At 72.8% G+C, this 17910-nt stretch carries 14 protein-coding genes; 2 read left to right on the top strand and 12 right to left on the bottom strand.

From position 1 onward, the window contains the following. The 11 genes from ACF07N_RS31585 to ACF07N_RS31535 form a co-directional block, all read right to left on the bottom strand. A complete protein-coding gene (locus tag ACF07N_RS31585; RefSeq protein ID WP_383333835.1) occupies window positions 1-1020 on the bottom strand; it encodes an ADP-ribosylglycohydrolase family protein in 1020 nt (339 codons plus the stop codon). Further along, a complete protein-coding gene (locus tag ACF07N_RS31580) occupies window positions 1017-1736 on the bottom strand; it encodes an NUDIX domain-containing protein (protein ID WP_383349643.1) in 720 nt (239 codons plus the stop codon). The genes ACF07N_RS31585 and ACF07N_RS31580 overlap by 4 nt, the downstream gene beginning before the upstream one ends. Window positions 1737-1797: 61 nt before the next feature. Further along, a complete protein-coding gene (locus tag ACF07N_RS31575) occupies window positions 1798-2916 on the bottom strand; it encodes a pseudouridine synthase (protein ID WP_383333839.1) in 1119 nt (372 codons plus the stop codon). After that, window positions 2916-3602, bottom strand: a complete 687-nt coding sequence (scpB, locus tag ACF07N_RS31570) for an SMC-Scp complex subunit ScpB (RefSeq protein WP_392119580.1) — start codon at window positions 3600-3602, stop codon at window positions 2916-2918. Before scpB ends, ACF07N_RS31575 begins: the two co-directional genes overlap by 1 nt. Next, window positions 3599-4828 carry a segregation and condensation protein A gene (locus tag ACF07N_RS31565; protein ID WP_392119577.1) on the bottom strand — a complete coding sequence of 410 codons (1230 nt, stop codon included), beginning with the start codon at window positions 4826-4828 and terminating at the stop codon, window positions 3599-3601. The genes scpB and ACF07N_RS31565 overlap by 4 nt, the downstream gene beginning before the upstream one ends. A gap of 18 nt (window positions 4829-4846) precedes the next feature. Then, complete coding sequence (locus tag ACF07N_RS31560) at window positions 4847-5413, bottom strand: hypothetical protein (protein WP_383333845.1); 567 nt, start codon at window positions 5411-5413, stop codon at window positions 4847-4849. Next, on the bottom strand, window positions 5398-6525 hold the full coding sequence (locus tag ACF07N_RS31555) for a ParA family protein (protein WP_086559363.1): 1128 nt from the start codon (window positions 6523-6525) through the stop codon (window positions 5398-5400). Before ACF07N_RS31555 ends, ACF07N_RS31560 begins: the two co-directional genes overlap by 16 nt. A 425-nt stretch (window positions 6526-6950) precedes the next feature. Beyond that, a complete protein-coding gene (ald, locus tag ACF07N_RS31550) occupies window positions 6951-8075 on the bottom strand; it encodes an alanine dehydrogenase (RefSeq protein WP_383333847.1) in 1125 nt (374 codons plus the stop codon). A 137-nt stretch (window positions 8076-8212) separates the two neighbouring features. Then, entirely contained in the window at window positions 8213-10252 is a 2040-nt protein-coding gene (locus ACF07N_RS31545) for a tetratricopeptide repeat protein (protein WP_392119572.1), read from the bottom strand. Window positions 10253-10498: 246 nt separating this feature from the next. Next, a complete protein-coding gene (locus ACF07N_RS31540) occupies window positions 10499-11125 on the bottom strand; it encodes an NUDIX hydrolase (RefSeq protein ID WP_362278931.1) in 627 nt (208 codons plus the stop codon). A 96-nt stretch (window positions 11126-11221) separates the two neighbouring features. Beyond that, window positions 11222-12868, bottom strand: a complete 1647-nt coding sequence (locus tag ACF07N_RS31535; RefSeq protein WP_392119569.1) for a CTP synthase — start codon at window positions 12866-12868, stop codon at window positions 11222-11224. Window positions 12869-13342: 474 nt separating this feature from the next. Between ACF07N_RS31535 and ACF07N_RS31530 the strand changes: the two genes are divergently transcribed. Continuing rightward, window positions 13343-15145 carry a glycoside hydrolase family 15 protein gene (locus ACF07N_RS31530; protein WP_392120106.1) on the top strand — a complete coding sequence of 601 codons (1803 nt, stop codon included), beginning with the start codon at window positions 13343-13345 and terminating at the stop codon, window positions 15143-15145. Between the two features lie 18 nt (window positions 15146-15163). On the opposite strand, the gene ACF07N_RS31525 is transcribed toward ACF07N_RS31530, so the two are convergent. Next, on the bottom strand, window positions 15164-16120 hold the full coding sequence (locus ACF07N_RS31525) for an LLM class F420-dependent oxidoreductase (protein ID WP_392119566.1): 957 nt from the start codon (window positions 16118-16120) through the stop codon (window positions 15164-15166). Between the two features lie 129 nt (window positions 16121-16249). On the opposite strand from ACF07N_RS31525, the gene ACF07N_RS31520 reads away from it, so the two are divergent. After that, the gene (locus ACF07N_RS31520; RefSeq protein WP_392119563.1) at window positions 16250-17902 is read left to right on the top strand and encodes a PucR family transcriptional regulator; all 1653 of its coding nucleotides are present in this window, start codon (window positions 16250-16252) and stop codon (window positions 17900-17902) included. The last annotated feature ends 8 nt before the right edge of the window (window positions 17903-17910 follow it).

Raw genomic sequence — 17910 nt, 5'->3', positions numbered from 1 at the left:
TCAGGCGTCCCAGAGCGCCCCGAGGGTCAGCAGGTCCGTGCGGTACTCGACACGGTCGGCCCAGGCGTCCGGCCAGGCGCCGGCGCCCCGGTACGCGCCGGCGAAGGCGCCGGTGAGGCAGGCGATGGAGTCGGAGTCGCCGGCGGTGCAGGCGGCCCGGCGCAGGGCCGTGACCGGCTCGTCGACGAAGAGCAGGAAGCACAGCAGCCCCGTCGCCAGCGCCTCCTCGGCGATCCAGCCCTCTCCGGTGGCCAGGCACGGGTCGGTCTCCGGCGACACGGTCCGTACGGCGTCGTGCAGCCGGCCCAGGATCGCCAGGCACTCGTCCCAGCCGCGCGCGATGTACTGCTCGGGGCCCGGATCCCCGGCCCGCCGCCAGAGGTCGCCGAGCCAGCGCTCGTGGTAGCGAGCGCGGTTCTCCAGGGCGTACGACCGCAGCAGCCCGACCAGCCCGGTCGGCTCGGCGCCCTGTGCGAGCAGGCGCACGGCGTGCGCGGTGAGGTCGGAGGCGGCCAGGGCGGTGGGGTGCCCGTGGGTGAGCGCGGCCTGCAACTGGGCGGCTCCCGCGCGCTGCTCGTCGCTCAGCCCGGGGACCAGGCCCAGGGGCGCCACGCGCATGTTGGCGCCGCAGCCCTTGGAGTGGACCTGGCTGGCGTCCTGCCAGGGGCGGGAGGGGTCCTTCAGCAGCGAGCAGGCCTTCATGCAGGTGCGGCCGGGGGCCCGGTTGTTCTGCGGCGACTGGTACCAGTCGACGAACTCCTCGCGCAGGGTGGAGGCCAGCCGGGTCGGCGTCAGCAGCCCCCGGTCCATGGCCGTGCGCACCGCGTGCCCCAGCGCCAGGGTCATCTGCGTGTCGTCCGAGACGCGGGCGCGCTCGGGCAGGGGCAGCGCGCGCCACGGGCCGTGCTCGGCGAGGATCGTCGGCACGTCGTCGAACTCGGTCGGATAGCCCAGCGCGTCTCCCAGGGCGAGGCCCGTGAGCGCTCCGGTGGCGGCCTGCTTGTGGACGAGGGTGGTCATGCGGGGCGTCCTTCCGGGGTCGGTCTCAGCAGCGGCGGATGGAGGGCGGTGGCGGTCCCGGCGCGGTACAGCGCGGCGGGCTTGCCCCGGCCGCCGGTCAGCCGCGCGGCGCCGGGCACGGGTTCGACGAACCCGGGGGTGGCGAGGACCTTGCGCCGGAAGTTGGGCCGGTCGAGCGGGGTGCCCCACACGGCCTCGTAGACCTGCTGGAGCTCGCCGAGGGTGAACTCGGGCGGGCAGAAGGCGGTGGCGAGGCAGGTGTACTCCAGCTTGGCGCCGACGCGCTCGTGGGCGTCGGCCAGGATGCGGTCGTGGTCGAAGGCGAGCGGCCCCGCCGTGCCGTACGGCACCCAGTCGGCCCGTGCCGCGTCGCTGCCGCCGTGCGCCTCGGGCGCGTCGGGCAGCAGTGCGGCGTAGGCGACCGACACGACCCGCATCCGGGGGTCGCGGCCGGGCTCGCTGTAGGTCCGCAGCTGCTCAAGATGCAGCCCGGAGACGTCCGACAGGCCCGTCTCCTCGGCCAGTTCGCGCCGGGCGGCCGTCTCCGCGGACTCGTCGGGCTGCACGAACCCGCCGGGCAGGGCCCTGCGCCCGGCGTACGGCTCCTGCCCCCGCTCGACGAGCAGCACGTGCAGGGCGCCGTCCCGGAGGGTGAACACGGCGAGGTCGACGGTGACGGCGAACGGTTCGTGGGCGTACTTGTCGTAGCCGTCCATGACGAACACCCCCTTTAATAGTCAGCACGACTATAAAAGGGGGTGCCGGTGGCCACAAGGCCTAGAGGTCGACCTCCTGCATCAGCATCCCGACCTCCGTGTTGGACAGCCGCCGCAGCCAGCCCGACTTCTGGTCGCCCAGCGTGATCGGGCCGAAGGCGACCCGCACCAGCTTGTCGACCGGGAAGCCGGCCTCGGCCAGCATGCGGCGCACGATGTGCTTGCGGCCCTCGTGGAGGGTGACCTCGACCAGGTAGTTCTTGCCGGTCTGCTCGACGACCCGGAAGTGGTCGGCGCGGGCGTAGCCGTCCTCCAGCTGGATGCCGTCCTTGAGCTTCTTGCCCAGGTCGCGCGGGATCGGGCCGACGATGTGCGCGAGGTAGGTCTTCTTCACGCCGTACTTCGGGTGGGTCAGCCGGTGCGCCAGCTCGCCGTGGTTGGTGAGCAGGATCACGCCCTCGGTCTCGGTGTCGAGCCGGCCGACGTGGAAGAGGCGGGTCTCACGGTTGGTGACGTAGTCCCCGAGGCACTGCCGGCCCTCCGGGTCCTCCATCGTGGAGACGACACCGGCGGGCTTGTTCAGCGAGAAGAACTGGTACCGCTGGGTGGCGACGGTCAGGCCGTCGACCTTGATCTCGTCCTTCTCGGGGTCGACCCGCTTGCCCTGCTCCAGGACGATCTCGCCGTTGACCTCGACCCTGGCCTGGTCGATCAGCTCCTCGCAGGCACGCCGGGAGCCGAAGCCCGCGCGGGCGAGGACCTTCTGCAGCCGCTCGCCCTCCTGCTCGGCGCCGGGGAAGGTCTTGGGGAGCTTGACCTCCTTCTTCCCGGCGTACCGGTCGCGGTTGCGCTCCTCGATCTGCGCCTCGTACTCACGGGGGCGCGCCGGAGCCGTGCGGCCCGGCCGCTGGGGCTGCCTGGGCCCGCCCTTGGCACCGCCCCGGGCGGCCCCTCCGCGCCCGGCCTTGGGGCCGTCCTTGGTCGCGCCGGGGCCGACGTCGTAGCGCCGCTCCTCCGGGCGCGGCTTCTTCGGACGGCCGCTGCCCTGCTTGTCGTCGCGGTTGTTGCCGGCGCCGCGGAAGTTGCCGCGACCACCACCACTCCCGCCGCGGCCGCCGCTGTTGCCACCACGGCTCCCGCCGTTGTTTCCGCTGCTGTTCCTGCCGCTGCTGCTTCGCATCAAAGTTCCGTCTGGTCGTCTTCGTCGTCGGTCCCCGGGCTCACCGGGCGGCCCGGCGCGTCGTCGTCGGGCGCGTCCGGGTCGAACGACGGTACGCCCTCCTGGGTCTCGGCCTCGATCGCCTCCGCCTCCGGGAGGAAGGGCGCGAGCTCCGGGAGCTCGTCCAGACCGCGCAGGCCCATCCGCTCCAGGAAGTAGTTCGTCGTCCTGTACAGGATCGCACCTGTTTCGGGTTCCGTGCCCGCCTCCTCTATCAGGCCGCGCTGCAGGAGGGTGCGCATGACGCCGTCGCAGTTCACTCCGCGCACGGCCGAGACGCGGCTGCGGCTGACCGGCTGGCGGTAGGCGACGACGGCCAGGGTCTCCAGCGCGGCCTGGGTGAGGCGGGCCTGCTGGCCGTCCAGTACGAAGCGCTCGACGGCGGGCGCGTAGGCGGCCCGGGTGTAGAACCGCCAGCCGCCCGCGACGAACCGCAGCTCGAAGCCGCGGCCCTGCACGGTGTACTCGTCGGCGAGCTCCCGCAGCGCGTCGGCGATCTGCCGCTTCGGCCGCTCGAGGATCTTCGCGAGGTGCTCCTCGGTCGCGGGTTCGTCCACGACCATGAGGACGGCCTCCAGGGCGGGCTTGAGGTCGAGGCCGGCGACGTCGCGCAGCCCGGCGGGGGTCTCGGTGGCTGGTCGGCTCACGCGTTCTTCTCCTCCTTCGGCGGCTCGGGCGGCCGGTCGAACTCGTCGGTGACGGTCGGTGTCGCGTCGCCGTCCCCGCCGGTCCACCGCACGAGCAGGTCCCCGAGCGCGGCCTCCTGCTCCAGCGCCACGGCCTTCTCGCGGTACAGCTCCAGCAGGGCGAGGAACCGGGCGACGACGGTCAGGGTGTCGTCGGTGTCGGCCACGAGCGTCCGGAAGTCGGCCTCGCCGAGTTCCCGCAGCCGGGCCACCACGATCCCCGCCTGCTCCTGCACGCTGACCAGCGGGGCGTGGATGTGGTCGACGTACACCTGCGGCTTGGGCCTGGGCTGCATCGCCTTCACGGCGAGCCTGGCGAATCCTTCCGCCCCGATGCTGATGACGACCTCGGGCAGCAGCTCGGCGTGGTGCGGCTCCAGCCCGACGGTGCGGGGGTAGCGGCGGGCCTCGTCGTCCAGGCGCCCGCTGAAGATGTCGGCGACCTGCTTGTAGGCGCGGTACTGCAGCAGCCGCGCGAAGAGCAGGTCCCGGGCCTCAAGCAGCGCGAGGTCGGCCTCGTCCTCCACCTCCGCGGCGGGCAGCAGCCGGGCCGCCTTCAGGTCGAGCAGCGTGGCCGCGACGACCAGGAACTCGGTCGTCTCGTCCAGGTCCCAGTCCGGCCCGAGGGCCCGGATGTACGCCATGAACTCGTCGGTCACCTTCGACAGCGCGACCTCGGTGACGTCCAGCTTGTGCCGCGAGATGAGCTGCAGCAGCAGGTCGAAGGGCCCTTCGAAGTTGGCGAGCCTGACCTTGAAGACGCCGTCGTCGCCACCGTCCGCCCCGTCGGCCTGGGCGGCGCTCCCCGGACCGGTCCGTGCCTGCGGGACCGGCGCCCCGGGACTGCCCGTACCGGCCGCGGCGGACGCCGACACGGCAACGACCGCCCCGGGCTCCGGGACGGGCCCCCTGCCATCGGCCTCCGGCTCCGGGGCGGGCTCCCTCCGGCCCTCGTCCGCACGCCCGGCCGGATCCGCCGGCGCGGCGGCCGGAGATCCGGGCCCGGGCTCCGCCGCCACCTGCTCCGCCGCCACCTGCTCGGCAGGCACCCGCTCGGCAGGCACCTGCCCGGCGGGCGCCTCGGCGGCAGCCGGCGGCGCGGGCTGCGGAGCCCCCGGCCCCCTCCCCAGCGCACGCCGGCGGCCGGCCGGGCCGCCGGGGGGTGGTGGGGAGGCGTTCGAGGTCATGGCCCCCGCAGGCTACCGCTACCGCCCGCGCAGTCGGCGTACGAGGATGCTGGCGTCCCCGCGGGTCTCCAGGTCGGCGAGGACCACGGCGACCGCCTCGCGGACGATGCGCCCGCGGTCGACGGCCAGGCCGTGCTCACCGCGGAGCACGAGACGCGCGTGCTCCAGGTCCATGAGCTCCTCGGCCGACACGTACACCGTGATCTTCTCGTCGTGCCGCTCACGGCCACTGGGACGGCGCGCCGCGGCCCGACCCCGCTTGCGCGGGGCCGCTGCGGCACCGGCGGCAGAACCTTCCTGCGCCGCCGGCCGGCGGCCGGAGCCGGAGCGGCTGCGGGACTCCCCGGCCTCGGCCGGATCCGCGTCCGCCGCGACATGCTCGGCGCCCTCGCCGTCCCCGCCCTGCGCGGGCACCGACTGCGGCGCGTCCTCCGCCGCCGCTGCCGCCGCGTCGCCCTCGCCCGCCGGAGCGGGCACCCGGGCGTCGCCGTTGGCGTTGCGCCTGGGCGTGGACGACTGCAGCCCCATTCCCCCTGTCGTACGGAAGAGTTCGTCGGCCCCCGGCAGACTCACTCGGCGTGACACCGGGCGAGCACCTCCCTGGCGAGCTGGCGGTAGGCGGCGGCACCGACGGAGTTGGAGGCGTACGTGGTGATCGGCTCACCGGCGACCGTGGTCTCCGGGAAGCGGACCGTGCGCCCGATGACCGTGTGGTAGACGTGGTCGTCGAACGCCTCGACGACCCGTGCGAGCACCTCACGGCTGTGCACGGTGCGCGAGTCGTACATCGTGGCGAGGATCCCGTCGAGCTCCAGGTCGGGGTTGAGCCGCTCCTGAACCTTCTCGATCGTCTCCGTCAGCAGGGCCACGCCGCGCAGCGCGAAGAACTCGCACTCCAGCGGCACGATCACCTTGTGCGCGGCCGTCAGGGCGTTGACCGTGAGCAGGCCGAGCGAGGGCTGGCAGTCGATGACGATGAAGTCGTAGTCGTCCAGCAGCGGCTTCAGGGCGCGCTGCAGGGTCGACTCGCGGGCGACCTCGGAGACGAGCTGGACCTCGGCCGCCGACAGGTCGATGTTGCTGGGCAGCAGGTCCATGTTGGGGACCGCCGTCTTCAGCAGCACCTCGTCGGCCGCCATCCCCCGCTCCATGAGCAGGTTGTAGACGGTGAGGTCGAGCTCCATCGGATTGACGCCGAGTCCGACCGACAGCGCGCCCTGCGGGTCGAAGTCCACGAGCAGGACACGGCGTCCGTACTCCGCGAGCGCGGCACCCAGATTGATGGTCGACGTGGTCTTGCCGACGCCGCCCTTCTGGTTGCACATCGCGATGATCTTCGCGGGTCCGTGGTCGGTGAGCGGGCCCGGGATCGGGAAGTACGGCAGCGGGCGTCCGGTCGGGCCGATGCGCTCCCGGCGCTGTCTGGCCGCGTCGGGTGCGAGCGTCGCCGCGTACTCGGGATCGGGCTCGTACTCCGCGTCGGGGTCGTAGAAGTGCCCCTCGGGCAGTTCGTCGTAGTCGGCGAAGTGGTTGTGGGGCGCGCCACTTCCGTCGCCGGCCATGGCGTTCACGTGATGGCCATCCATCTTCTGGTGTGCTGTGTGAGTCGCCTGCTGACTCTGGTGGGCTGCGAAGGTGCGCACGGCGACGGAGCCGACAGCCGCGAACCCCGCGGGCCCCTGGTCCCGTGCAGGCATTCCTGGTTGACCACCCCCGGGAGTAAATGTCGACTCATTCACAAGTCGTCTTACCTCCTTGGTGACCAGGAAACTTCTAGACAGGTCAGCGTGGCACCATGCCGACGGTTGGCGACTCTATGGCGTGTCGGGCGTCCGCAGCAACACAATCCGCCGGACCCGGCCCGATGTGTCGGCAATGAAACATCCCGCTGTCAAGGGCGTACGGCCGTCGCACGGCAGGTTTCACCGGTGTGCGAATCGGTTGAAGGGTTACGTTCGAGGCGAGTTGCCCGAGAATCGCGAAGTGACCATACACACATCCGGCCGGACCTTGTCGGGCAAGGTCCGGCCGGGTGCGCAGCGTTGACGACGCATGTTGACGTGTCGCCTTTGCCGTCAGGTGACTTAGCCGACTTACCGGCCGTCGCGTGCGGGTCGGGGGCTCAGCCGAGCAGCGAGGAGAGCTCCACGTGCTCTACGCCGTGCGCCTCCGCCACCTCGCGGTAAACGACCTTGCCGTCATGGGTGTTGAGGCCCTTGGCCAGCGCCGGGTCACGGCGCAGCGCGTCCACCCAGCCGTGGTTGGCCAGTTCCACGATGTACGGCAGCGTGGCGTTGGTCAGCGCGTAGGTGGAGGTGTTGGGCACCGCGCCGGGCATGTTGGCGACGCAGTAGAAGACCGACTCGTGGACCTGGAAGGTCGGCTCGGCGTGGGTGGTCGGGCGGGAGTCCTCGAAGCAGCCGCCCTGGTCGATCGCGATGTCGACAAGGACACTTCCGGGCTTCATCCGCGAGACGAGCTCGTTGGTGACCAGCTTCGGGGCCTTGGCGCCGGGGATCAGCACCGCGCCGATCACGAGGTCGGCCTCCAGGCAGGCCTTCTCCAGCTCGAAGGCGTTGGAGACGACGGTCTGGATCTTCGTGCCGAAGATCTTGTCGGCCTCGCGGAGCTTGTTGATGTCCTTGTCGAGCAGGGTCACGTGGAAGCCCATGCCGATGGCGATCTGGGCGGCGTTCCAGCCGGAGACGCCACCGCCGATCACGACGGCCCGGCCGGCCAGCACACCCGGGACACCGCCGGGCAGCACACCGCGGCCGCCGTTGGCGCGCATCAGGTGGTAGGCGCCGACCTGCGGGGCCAGCCGGCCCGCGACCTCGGACATCGGGGCGAGCAGCGGCAGCGCGCGGCTGGGCAGCTCGACCGTCTCGTAGGCGATGGCGGTGGTGCCGGACTCCAGCAGGGCGTCCGTGCACTCCTTGGACGCGGCCAGGTGCAGGTAGGTGAAGAGCGTCTGGTCCTTGCGGAGGCGGTGGTACTCCTCGGCGATGGGCTCCTTGACCTTCAGCAGCAGGTCGGCGGTGGCCCAGACCTCGTCGGCGGTGTCCAGGATCCGCGCGCCGGCGGTCACGTACTCCTCGTCCGTGATCGAGGAGCCGACGCCGGCGCCGCGCTCGATGACGACCTGGTGGCCGTGGCGCACCAGCTCGTGCACACCGGCGGGGGTGATGGCCACCCGGAACTCGTTGTTCTTGACCTCGCGGGGGATGCCGACCTTCACGTCGATCACGGTCCTTGGCTCAGAGGGTATGGGGGTATTTCTTAGACATACCCGGGCACGCACGGGCACACCGGGAGAGACCGCAGGAGAACGTGCGGCAGAGCCAGTCTAATGAAGGTGTTCCCGCTGTCTAGCCTTCCATTGCATCAATCTTCAGCGGATGCGGTACGGATTTCGCAGGCGTCGGGTTCGGTTTGAAGGTTTGCGTCCCCGAGGATCCGCTCGGCGGCCCCCCGATGCAGCCCGGCGGAGGCGGGATCACCCAGATGTTCGAGGGTGTCGGCGACCCGCAGGTGCAGCGCGGCCTGCAACCGGGTGTCCTCCGCGCGCCTGGCCCACTCGACGGCCTCCCGGCAGGTGCGCAGCGACTCCTCGGGCCGGCCCGCGTACTCCTGGACCCGGGCCAGCTCGCTCAACGCCCGCGCCTGGGCGGCCACGTCGCCGTTCTTGCGGTGGCCCGCGATCGCCGAACGCCAGTTGCGCAGGGCCTCTCCGTAGCGGCCCGCGAAGGTGTGGGCGGCGGCGATGCGCCCGTACAGCCGGGCGGCGTCGGCGCGCTCGCCCCGGGCGAGCCGCTCGGTCAGGGCCCGGCCGAACCAGTCGGCGGCCCGGTCGAAGTCGCCGAGCTCCAGGTGTGCGCCCCCTACGGATTCCATCGCGCGGCCGGTCGCGTAGGTGTCGTTCACCTCGCGTCCGGCGTCCAGGGCGGCCCGGTAGCGCGCCAGGGCGTCGGCGGTGCGGCCGGTGCGGGCGTCCAGGTCACCGAGGTTCAGCAGGGCGGCGGCCTTCTCCCGGGGCAGGTCCCGGCGCTCGGCGATGTCGAGGACCAGGCTGTGGACGACGTACAGGTCGGGGGCGGCCGCCCTGGTTCCGACATGGGCCACCATGGCCTTGACCAGCTGGGACATCAGCCGCCTCGCCAGGGTGTCCAGCTCACCGTCGGCGACCGCGAGCCGGGCCGCGGCGAGCAGCGCGGGCCGGGTCACGCGCAGCCACTCGGCGGCCGCCCGCGGGGTGGCGAAGCGCAGGGCCCGGGGCATGTCGAGGAGCTTCTGGCGCGCCTGGACACTGTCGGTCTCGGTGATCGCGCGGCAGGCCTGGAGCAGCCGCACGGTCCGCTCCAGCATGCGGGCGCGGGCCAGCTGGAGCTCGGCCGGGCGTTCGTGGTGCCGGGCCAGCACGCGGAGCTGGCCGAACAGGCAGCCCGGCACCTCGTACTGCGGCAGCGGGGAGTCCACCGCGTGCAGGAAGCCGAGGGCGACGAGGTCGTCGAGGGTGGTGCGGGCGGTGCCCACCGAGCAGCCGGCGAGCGCGGAGGCGACCTGCGGGTCGACCAGGCCGGCCGGGGCGAGGGCGAGCAGGCGCAGCATCCGGGCGGTGGCCGCGGGCAGGGCGGCGTAGGTGAGCCGGAAGACCCGGCTCAGGGCGGTCCCCTCGGGCTCCTCGGCGCGCAGCTGTTTGGCCAGGTCGGAGACGGCCGCCTTGGGCCGGGCCGCCAGCCAGCCGCCGGCGAGCACCAGCGCGGCGGGCTGCCCCTGGCACTCCTCGGCGAGACCCTCGGCCGCCCGGGGGTCGACGGTGATGCGCACCGAGCCGGTGTGCCGGGCCAGCAGTTCCACCCCGGACTTGGCGTCCAGGCCGCCCAGGGTGCACGGGCGGACGTCCGAGATGCCGGTGAGCGGGCCCTGGGAGACGGCGACGACCAGGCACTCCGGTGTGTCGGGCAGCAGGGCGTCGACCTGCTCGGCGTCGGCGGCGTCGTCCAGCAGGAGCAGGAAGCGGCGGTCGGCCAGAGCGGTGCGCAGGGCGTCGGTGAGGTCGTCCTCGCAGGCGCCGGCCGGGGCCTGTTCGTCCAGGGCGGCGAGGAGGTCGCGGGCGGTGCGCTCGACCGGGACGCGGGTGCCGTCGGGGTCGGTGAGGCGGGCGCGCAGCACCCCGTCCGGGTAGCGGCCCGCGACCTGCCGGACGAGTTCCTCGGCGAGTGCGGTGCGGCCCGAGCCGGGGCGGCCCGCGATGAGCAGCACGCGTGCGCGAGGGGCCTTGCGGCCCGCGAGGGTGTCCAGTCCGGCGCGCTCGATGTCGGCGCGCAGCTCCTTCAACTCCCGTGTGCGGCCCAGGAACCCGTGCTCCCCGGCAGCGCGCCCGGCCGGCCGCACGTCGCCTGTCTCCACGACCTGATCCGTCACGGGCCACACTCCCGTCCACCGCACCTGCGAGCCCGCCGGGACTCCGGTGCGGGCGTGCTCAGAGCCTAGTTCACGCTCTGCGACGTCCCCGGAGGAGCAGGGCGGGCACATCCCCCGATCGGATCAGCAGATCGTAGGACCGGGGCTTCGCGGTGGCGCCCCCGAAGGGGCGCGGGGAACGGCGCGACCGGCCACGAAGGCGCCGCACCACCCGACCACCGCGGCACCCTCTCCCCCGCGGAGCGGCTACGCCTCGAACGGACGCGCAGGCCACGGCGCCTGCGCCGGACGCAGCGCGTCCAGCCCGTCCCCGGCCCGCGCGGCGACCAGCGACAGCACGCCCACCACGAGGCAGTTGTTGTGGAGATCGCCGCCCAGCACGCCCCGGACCAGCTCCTCGACCGGTACCCGGTCGAGCTCCATGTCGGCCTCTTCCTCCGCGACCGCGAAGCGCTCGCCCTCGGCCTCGGACAGATCACGCGCGAGGAAGATCCGCACGGCCTCGTCGCAACCGCCGGGCGTGGTGTAGACGTCGGTCAGCACCCGCCAGTCCTCGGCCTTGACGTGCGCCTCCTCGTACAGCTCGCGCTGCGCCGCGTGCAGCGGGTTCTCGCCGGGGACGTCGAGCAGCCCGGCCGGGATCTCCCACAGCTTGTGGCGCACGGGGTGACGGTACTGGCGCAGGACCAGGACGCGGTCGGCCTCGTCGAGGGCGAGGACGGCGACGGAGCCGGGGTGGACCTGGTAGTCGCGGCCCACCACGGTGCCGTCGGGCATGACCACGTCGTCGGTCCGGACGGAGGTCTTGTTGCCCACGAAGGGCGTGTCCGTCGCCCGGATCTCCCACTCCTCCGGGATGTCCTTGATCGTCATGCCTGTCCTTCCACGTGCCCTGCACGACCTGCCGAAACGGAACCGGGGTGCACACCCTTTGAAGGGATGCACCCCGGCCACCGTACAACTGGTGTGTTACTTCGCAGTCTTCCGCTCGACCGCGGCCTTGACGAGCCCGGCGAACAGCGGGTGCGGGCGCGTCGGGCGCGAGCGCAGCTCCGGGTGCGCCTGCGTGGCGACCAGGTAGGGGTGGACGTCGCGCGGGTACTCGACGTACTCGACGAGCTTGCCGTCCGGCGAGGTTCCGGAGAACAGGATGCCCGCCCTCTTCTCCAGCTCCGCGCGGTAGGCGTTGTTCACCTCGTAACGGTGACGGTGCCGCTCCTCGACGTACTCCTTGCCGTCGTACACCTCGCGCACGATCGAGCCCTCGGCCAGCTTGGCCGGGTACATGCCGAGCCGCATGGTGCCGCCCATGTCGCCCTCACCGGCGACGATGTCCATCTGCTCGGCCATGGTGGAGATGACCGGGTGCCCGGTGGCCGGGTCGAACTCGGTGGAGTTGGCGTCGGAGATGTCGGCCAGGTTGCGCGCGGCCTCGATCACGATGCACTGCAGGCCCAGGCAGAGGCCGAGCAGCGGCACCTTGTTCTCGCGGGCGTAGCGGATGGCGCCGACCTTGCCGTTCACCCCGCGCTCGCCGAAGCCGCCGGGGATGCAGATGCCGTCGACGTCGCCGAGCTGCGCCGCGGCACCGGCCGGGGTCTTGCAGTCGTCCGAGGTGACCCACTTGATCTTCACGCGGGCCCGGTTGGCGAAGCCGCCGGCGCGCAGCGCCTCGGTCACCGACAGGTAGGCGTCGGGCAGGTCGATGTACTTGCCGACCAGGGCGAGGGTGATCTCGTGGTCGGGGTTGTGGACGCGGTCGAGCAGGTCGTCCCAGGTCGTCCAGTCCACGTCGCGGAACGGCAGGTCCAGCTTGCGGACGACGTAGGCGTCCAGGCCCTCGCCGTGCACGGTCTTGGGGATGTCGTAGATCGAGCGGGCGTCGGGGCAGGCGACGACGGCGGCCTCGTCGACGTCGCACATCAGCGAGATCTTCCGCTTGATCGCGGTGGGCACCTCGCGGTCGCAGCGCAGCACGATCGCGTCCGGCTGGATGCCGATGTTGCGCAGGGCCGCGACCGAGTGCTGGGTGGGCTTCGTCTTCAGCTCACCCGAGGGGCCGATGTACGGCAGGAGCGAGATGTGCACGACGAAGACGTTGTCCCGGCCGACCTCGTGCCGGACCTGGCGGACGGTCTCCAGGAACGGCAGCGACTCGATGTCGCCGACCGTGCCGCCGACCTCGGTGATCACGACGTCGACCTCGTCCGTCGCCATGCGGCGGATGCGGTGCTTGATCTCGTTGGTGATGTGCGGGATGACCTGCACGGTGTCGCCCAGGTACTCGCCGCGCCGCTCCTTGGCGATCACGGTGGAGTACACCTGGCCGGTGGTGACGTTGGCCGAGCCGTCCAGGTCGCGGTCGAGGAAGCGCTCGTAGTGGCCGATGTCCAGGTCGGTCTCGGCGCCGTCGTTGGTGACGAACACCTCACCGTGCTGGAAGGGGTTCATCGTGCCGGGGTCGACGTTGAGGTACGGGTCGAGCTTCTGCATCACGACGCGCAGGCCCCGGGCCTTGAGCAGCATGCCGAGGCTGGAGGCCGTGAGGCCCTTGCCGAGCGAGGAGGCGACACCCCCGGTGACGAAGATGTGCTTGGTCGTCGTGGAATTGGGCATGGCCAAGAGGGGGCTCCCGTGGTCGCGATCTGGAGGTGCGGTTCGGGGGTCAGACGCCCACCGGTCCACGGGCTACCAGCGTATCAGCGCCGCGAGGTGATGGCTTCCGGCCACGCTCCGCACACATTCCGACACGGGGCGGTCATCCCCGTCGGCCCCTCACCCGCTGCTCACTCGTTCGGCGTACTCGGCTTGCCCGGACCGGCACACGGATCTTCCGCGTGCGTCGTATCCTGCTCGGACACTCGCTGCCGAGCCCGTCCGGCCCAACGGCACCACCCCCCGCCCGTAAGCACCGGAACAACGTGAGCTCGTCAGTTCGTTGAGCAACAATTGGCGCTTTGCGTCACGGCTGAGTGACCTGTTTTGCTTCATCGCTCAACGACGCATTGCAAGACTTGCCGAAAACCCCCCTTGACCGCACTAGCGACAGCCCCCTTGCGGGGTGACGTGGCCGTTCGACTGGAGTTGCACGTGGCCGGGCGCATCGAAGACTACGCACTCATCGGAGACATGCAGACCGCTGCCCTGGTCTGCCGGGACGGGACAGTCGACTGGCTGTGCCTGCCCCGCTTCGACTCGCACGCCATCTTCGCCGGCCTGCTGGGCACCGAGGAGCACGGCTTCTGGCGGCTCGGCCCCGCCCACGCCTCCGACCAGGAGCCGCCCACCGCGGCCCGGCGCAGCTACCGCGGCGACTCGCTGATCCTGGAGTCCGAGTGGGACACCCAGCGGGGCACGGTCCGGGTGACGGACTTCATGCCGCCGCGTGACGGCGCCCCGCAGCTCATCCGGATCGTCGAGGGCGTCTCCGGCCGGGTGCCGATGCGCTCGGCGCTGAGGATGCGGTTCTCCTACGGGCGGGTGGTGCCGTGGGTGCACAAGCACGAGGGGCGCACGGTGGCCGTCGCGGGCCCCGACTCCGTGTGGTTCGACACATCCGTCGAGACGTACGGCAAGTCGCTGACGACCTACTCGGACTTCACGGTCGCGCCGGGCGAGCGGATCGCGTTCACGATCTCCTGGGAGCCCTCGCACAAGCAGCCGCCGCCCCTGCCCGAGCCGGAGCAGTCGCTGGTGGCGACGGAGGACTTCTGGCGCGAGTGGGTCGACCACTGTACGTACCACGGCCCCTACCGCGAGGCCGTGGTGCGCTCGCTGATCACCCTGAAGGCCCTGACGTACGCCCCGACCGGCGGCATCGTCGCCGCGCCGACCACCTCCCTGCCGGAGGACATCGGCGGCGTGCGCAACTGGGACTACCGCTACACCTGGCTGCGCGACGCGGCCATCACCCTGTCCTCGCTGCTGCGCACCGGCTACCGCGAGGAGGCCCGCGCCTGGCGCGAGTGGCTGCTGCGCGCGGTCGCCGGCGACCCGGAGAACCTGCAGATCATGTACGGCATCGCCGGTGAGCGCGAGCTCGGCGAGGCGGAGCTGGACTGGCTGCCGGGCTACGAGAACTCCGCCCCGGTCCGGGTCGGCAACGGCGCCGCGCACCAGCTCCAGCTGGACGTGTACGGCGAGGTCACCGAGGCCCTGCACCTGGCCCACATGACCGGTCTCGCGCGCAACGACTACGCCTCGCTGCTCCAGCTGAAGCTGATCCGCTACCTGGAGGACCACTGGCAGGAGCCGGACGAGGGCATCTGGGAGGTGCGCGGCCCGCGCCGCCACTTCGTGCACTCCAAGGTGATGGCCTGGGTCGCCGTCGACCGCACGATCAAGCTGATCGAGTCCGGCGACGCCGACGGTCCGCTGGAGCGCTGGAAGGAACTGCGCGACGACATCCACCGGGACGTGTGCGAGCGCGGCTACGACAAGGAGCGCAACACCTTCACGCAGTCCTACGGCTCCAAGGAGCTGGACGCCTCCCTGCTGCTGATCCCGCAGATGGGCTTCCTGCCGCCGGACGACAAGCGCGTCATCGGCACGATCGAGGCGATCCAGCGGGAGCTGTCCACGCCGGACGGCTTCATCCTGCGCTACCCGACCTCGGGCGGCGACGAGGGCGTGGACGGCCTGCCCGGCGACGAGGGAGCGTTCCTCGCCTGCTCGTTCTGGATGGCCGACGACCTGGCGATGATCGGCCGCGTGGACGAGGCCCGCAAGCTGTTCGAGAAGCTACTGTCCCTGCGCAACGACCTCGGTCTGCTGGCCGAGGAGTGGGACCCGCGCCTGCAGCGCCAGGTGGGCAACTTCCCGCAGGCCTTCAGCCACGTGCCGCTCATCGACACGGCGCTGCGGCTGACGGCTTCGGGCGCGTACGGCGGCTGAACGGAGCCTTGGGGAGCGTCACTCCGGCTTGAGGGCCGTGAGCGTGCGCTTCCCGGCCGGGTCGCCCGCCGTGGCCGGGACCAGGGCGATCTCGTCGAGGCCGGCCTCGGCGTAGGCGTCGACGCGGGCGCGGACGGTGGCGGCGTCGCCCACCAGGGCGACCGTTCCGGCGGCCTCGGGCGGCAGGGCCCCCAGCAGGGTGTCCCGGTCGGCTCCCTTGACGGCCAGCTCGACGACCTCGGCGAACCCGGCGTCGACGAACATGTCGCTGTAGCCCGGCACGGGCAGGTAGCCGGCGACGCTGCGCAGGATCTGCGTGAGCGCCTCCGGCTCCGGGTCGACGGCGGCGGGCAGCCAGGCGGCCAGCCGCGGCGGGGTGCGCCCGGCCTTCCCGGCGGCCGCCAGCATGCGCGCCCGCAGCATGCGCACCTGCCCGGGCGAGACCAGGTCGAGGAGCATCCGGTCGGCGTGCCCGACCGCCGTGGCGACCGCGCGCTCGCCGAACGCCGCGACGGTGAGCATCCCCCCGGGCGGCGGCAGCCTGCGCGGGAAGCCGCTGCCGGGCACGACCGGCTCGCCCGGCACGCTGTCCATCAGCGCCCGTACGGCCGCGGCCGACTCCTCCAGGGTCGTGGCGGGCCGGGTCCGCGGGCGGCCGTGCACGCCCTCGACGACCCGCTTGCTGGAGGTGCCGAGGGCCACGCCGACGGGACGGCCGGTGACGGCCGCGGTCGAGGCGGCGCCCCGGACGACGGTCAGCGGATCGCGCACGTTCACCGGCACCGGCCCGGCGGTCAGCGCGATCCGCTCGGTGGCCGCGCCGATCGCCGTCGCCAGGACGAACGAGTCCCAGGTCGGCCCCTCGCCCGCCCACACCTCCCGGTACCCGAGCCGGTCGGCGAGGACCGCGACCCGCAACGGCTCCTCGACCGGGCTGTCGTCCTCCCGCCCCACCGCGACCACGCTCATGTCCATGACGGCGCCCGTACCCGGTCGGCCCGGCCGTAATCCGGGAGGGATCCGCTCGGCACCGGGCGGGGTGTGACCGTCCCGGTGTCCGTCCCGAGATGTCCGGGGAGCATCCGCCCGGGTAGCGTCCGGCCCATGGAGAGCGGGACGGACAGCGGCTGTGACACCCAGGGCGCCGGGATCACCGTGCGGCGGGCGCTGGAACTGCCGGGGCTGCGCGGCGGGCTGCCCGAGGTGCTGGCGGGCGCCGACCGGCTCGGGCGGACCGTGCGCTGGGTGCACGCGGGCGAGGTTCCGCACATCGCCTCCCTGCTCAAGGGCGGCGAACTGCTGCTGACCACGGGCTACGGGCTCGGCACCCGCCCGGCCGAACAGCGGGCGTTCGTGCGCACCCTGGCCGAGCGCGGCATCGCGGCCCTGGTGGTGGAGCTCGGCCCGCGTTTCACCCGGCTGCCCGCGGCTTTGGTCGACACCGCGCGCTCGGCCGGGCTGCCGCTGGTGCAGCTGCACCGCGAGGTGCCGTTCGTCACCGTGACGGAGGAGATCCACACCGAGATCGTCAACGGTCACTACGCACTGCTCCAACGGGCCGAGGAGGTGCACCGGCGCTGCACGCGGGCGGTGCTGAGCGGCGGCGGGGTGCACCAGGTGCTCGGCATCCTGGCCGACTTCGCCGCCAACCCGGTCTTCCTGGAGACGGCGGAGGGGCAGTTGCTGTACGCCGCCGGGGCCGGTCCCGAGGGCGCGGACCCGCTCCAGGTGTGGGAGGGGCTGCGCGGCCAGCACAAGGACGAACCGCCGCTCGCGGGCTCGCTGTTCGTGGACGTGCCGGGCGGCGGCCCCGGCAGCGGGGGCGTCCGGGCGCGGCTGGTGCTGCTGCCCGTGCGCACGCCCCTGGCCCCGGTGCACCGGATGGCGGCCGAGCGGGCCGCGGGCATCCTGGCCGTGGTGCTGATGCAGGCGCGGCAGGAGGAGGAGCTGGCGGCCCGCGGGCGCGGCGACTTCCTCACGGACCTCGCCGAGGGCCGGGTCAGCGCCGAGGACGCCCCGGCGCAGGCCCGTGTGCTGGGCTTCCGGCCGGGCGAGGGGCCGCTGCTGCCGGTCGTCATGCGGCTCGGCGACGCCCTGTCCCCCGGGGGCGGCTGGGCGGTGCTGGCCCGGGCGGTCTCGGAGGAACTGGCGGCGGTGGGCCTGCCGATGCTGCTCGGGGTGCGGCCGGTGGAGGGGCGGGTGCTGGTGCTGCTCGGGCTGCGCGCGGAGCCGGAGCGGGCGACGGTCGCGGACCGGGTGGCGGCGGCGCTGCGGGCCGGGGTGGGCCGGGCCGGGATGCTACGGCCGGGCGGGCAGCCGCCCGTGGTGGTGGTCGGGGTGGCCGGCGGCTGGCCGGCGGCGGCGTCGGGCCTGAGGCACGCGGCCGAGACGGCCACGGCGGCCCAGGGGCTGCCGGACCGGCCCTGGTTCGACGCCCGCCGCCTGGACATCGACCTGCTGCTGTGGCGGCTGCGCGACGACCCGGACCTGGCGGCCTTCGTCGACCGGGCCCTCGGACCGCTCCTGGAGCACGACCGCCGCTCCCGGCCGCCGCTGCTGCCCACCCTGACGAGCTATCTCGCCCACGCGGGGCGCAAGGCGGAGACGGCCCGGGAGCTGCACCTCAACCGGCAGACCCTGTACAACCGGCTGGCGCGGATCGGGGAGTTGCTGGGCTCGGACCTGGACGACCCGCAGACGGTGCTGGCGCTGAGCCTGGCCCTGCGCGCCCGCCGGCACGTGCCGCAGGCCCTGTAGGACGGGGC

Source organism: Streptomyces sp. NPDC015242 (genome assembly GCF_043079125.1).
Classification (GTDB): Bacteria; Actinomycetota; Actinomycetes; order Streptomycetales; family Streptomycetaceae; genus Streptomyces.
This window is presented reverse-complemented; position numbering and strand designations above follow the sequence as displayed.

Bases quoted from the DNA above. Each gene is read 5' to 3' on its own strand.
- ACF07N_RS31580 (WP_383349643.1), bottom strand. From the start codon at position 1,736: ATGGACGGCTACGACAAGTACGCCCACGAACCGTTCGCCGTCACCGTC.
- ACF07N_RS31575 (WP_383333839.1), bottom strand. From the start codon at position 2,916: ATGCGAAGCAGCAGCGGCAGGAACAGCAGCGGAAACAACGGCGGGAGC.
- ACF07N_RS31565 (WP_392119577.1), bottom strand. From the start codon at position 4,828: ATGACCTCGAACGCCTCCCCACCACCCCCCGGCGGCCCGGCCGGCCGC.
- ACF07N_RS31535 (WP_392119569.1), bottom strand. From the start codon at position 12,868: ATGCCCAATTCCACGACGACCAAGCACATCTTCGTCACCGGGGGTGTC.
- ACF07N_RS31585 (WP_383333835.1), bottom strand. From the start codon at position 1,020: ATGACCACCCTCGTCCACAAGCAGGCCGCCACCGGAGCGCTCACGGGC.
- ACF07N_RS31525 (WP_392119566.1), bottom strand. From the start codon at position 16,120: ATGGACATGAGCGTGGTCGCGGTGGGGCGGGAGGACGACAGCCCGGTC.
- ACF07N_RS31520 (WP_392119563.1), top strand. From the start codon at position 16,250: ATGGAGAGCGGGACGGACAGCGGCTGTGACACCCAGGGCGCCGGGATC.
- ACF07N_RS31555 (WP_086559363.1), bottom strand. From the start codon at position 6,525: ATGCCTGCACGGGACCAGGGGCCCGCGGGGTTCGCGGCTGTCGGCTCC.
- ACF07N_RS31540 (WP_362278931.1), bottom strand. From the start codon at position 11,125: ATGACGATCAAGGACATCCCGGAGGAGTGGGAGATCCGGGCGACGGAC.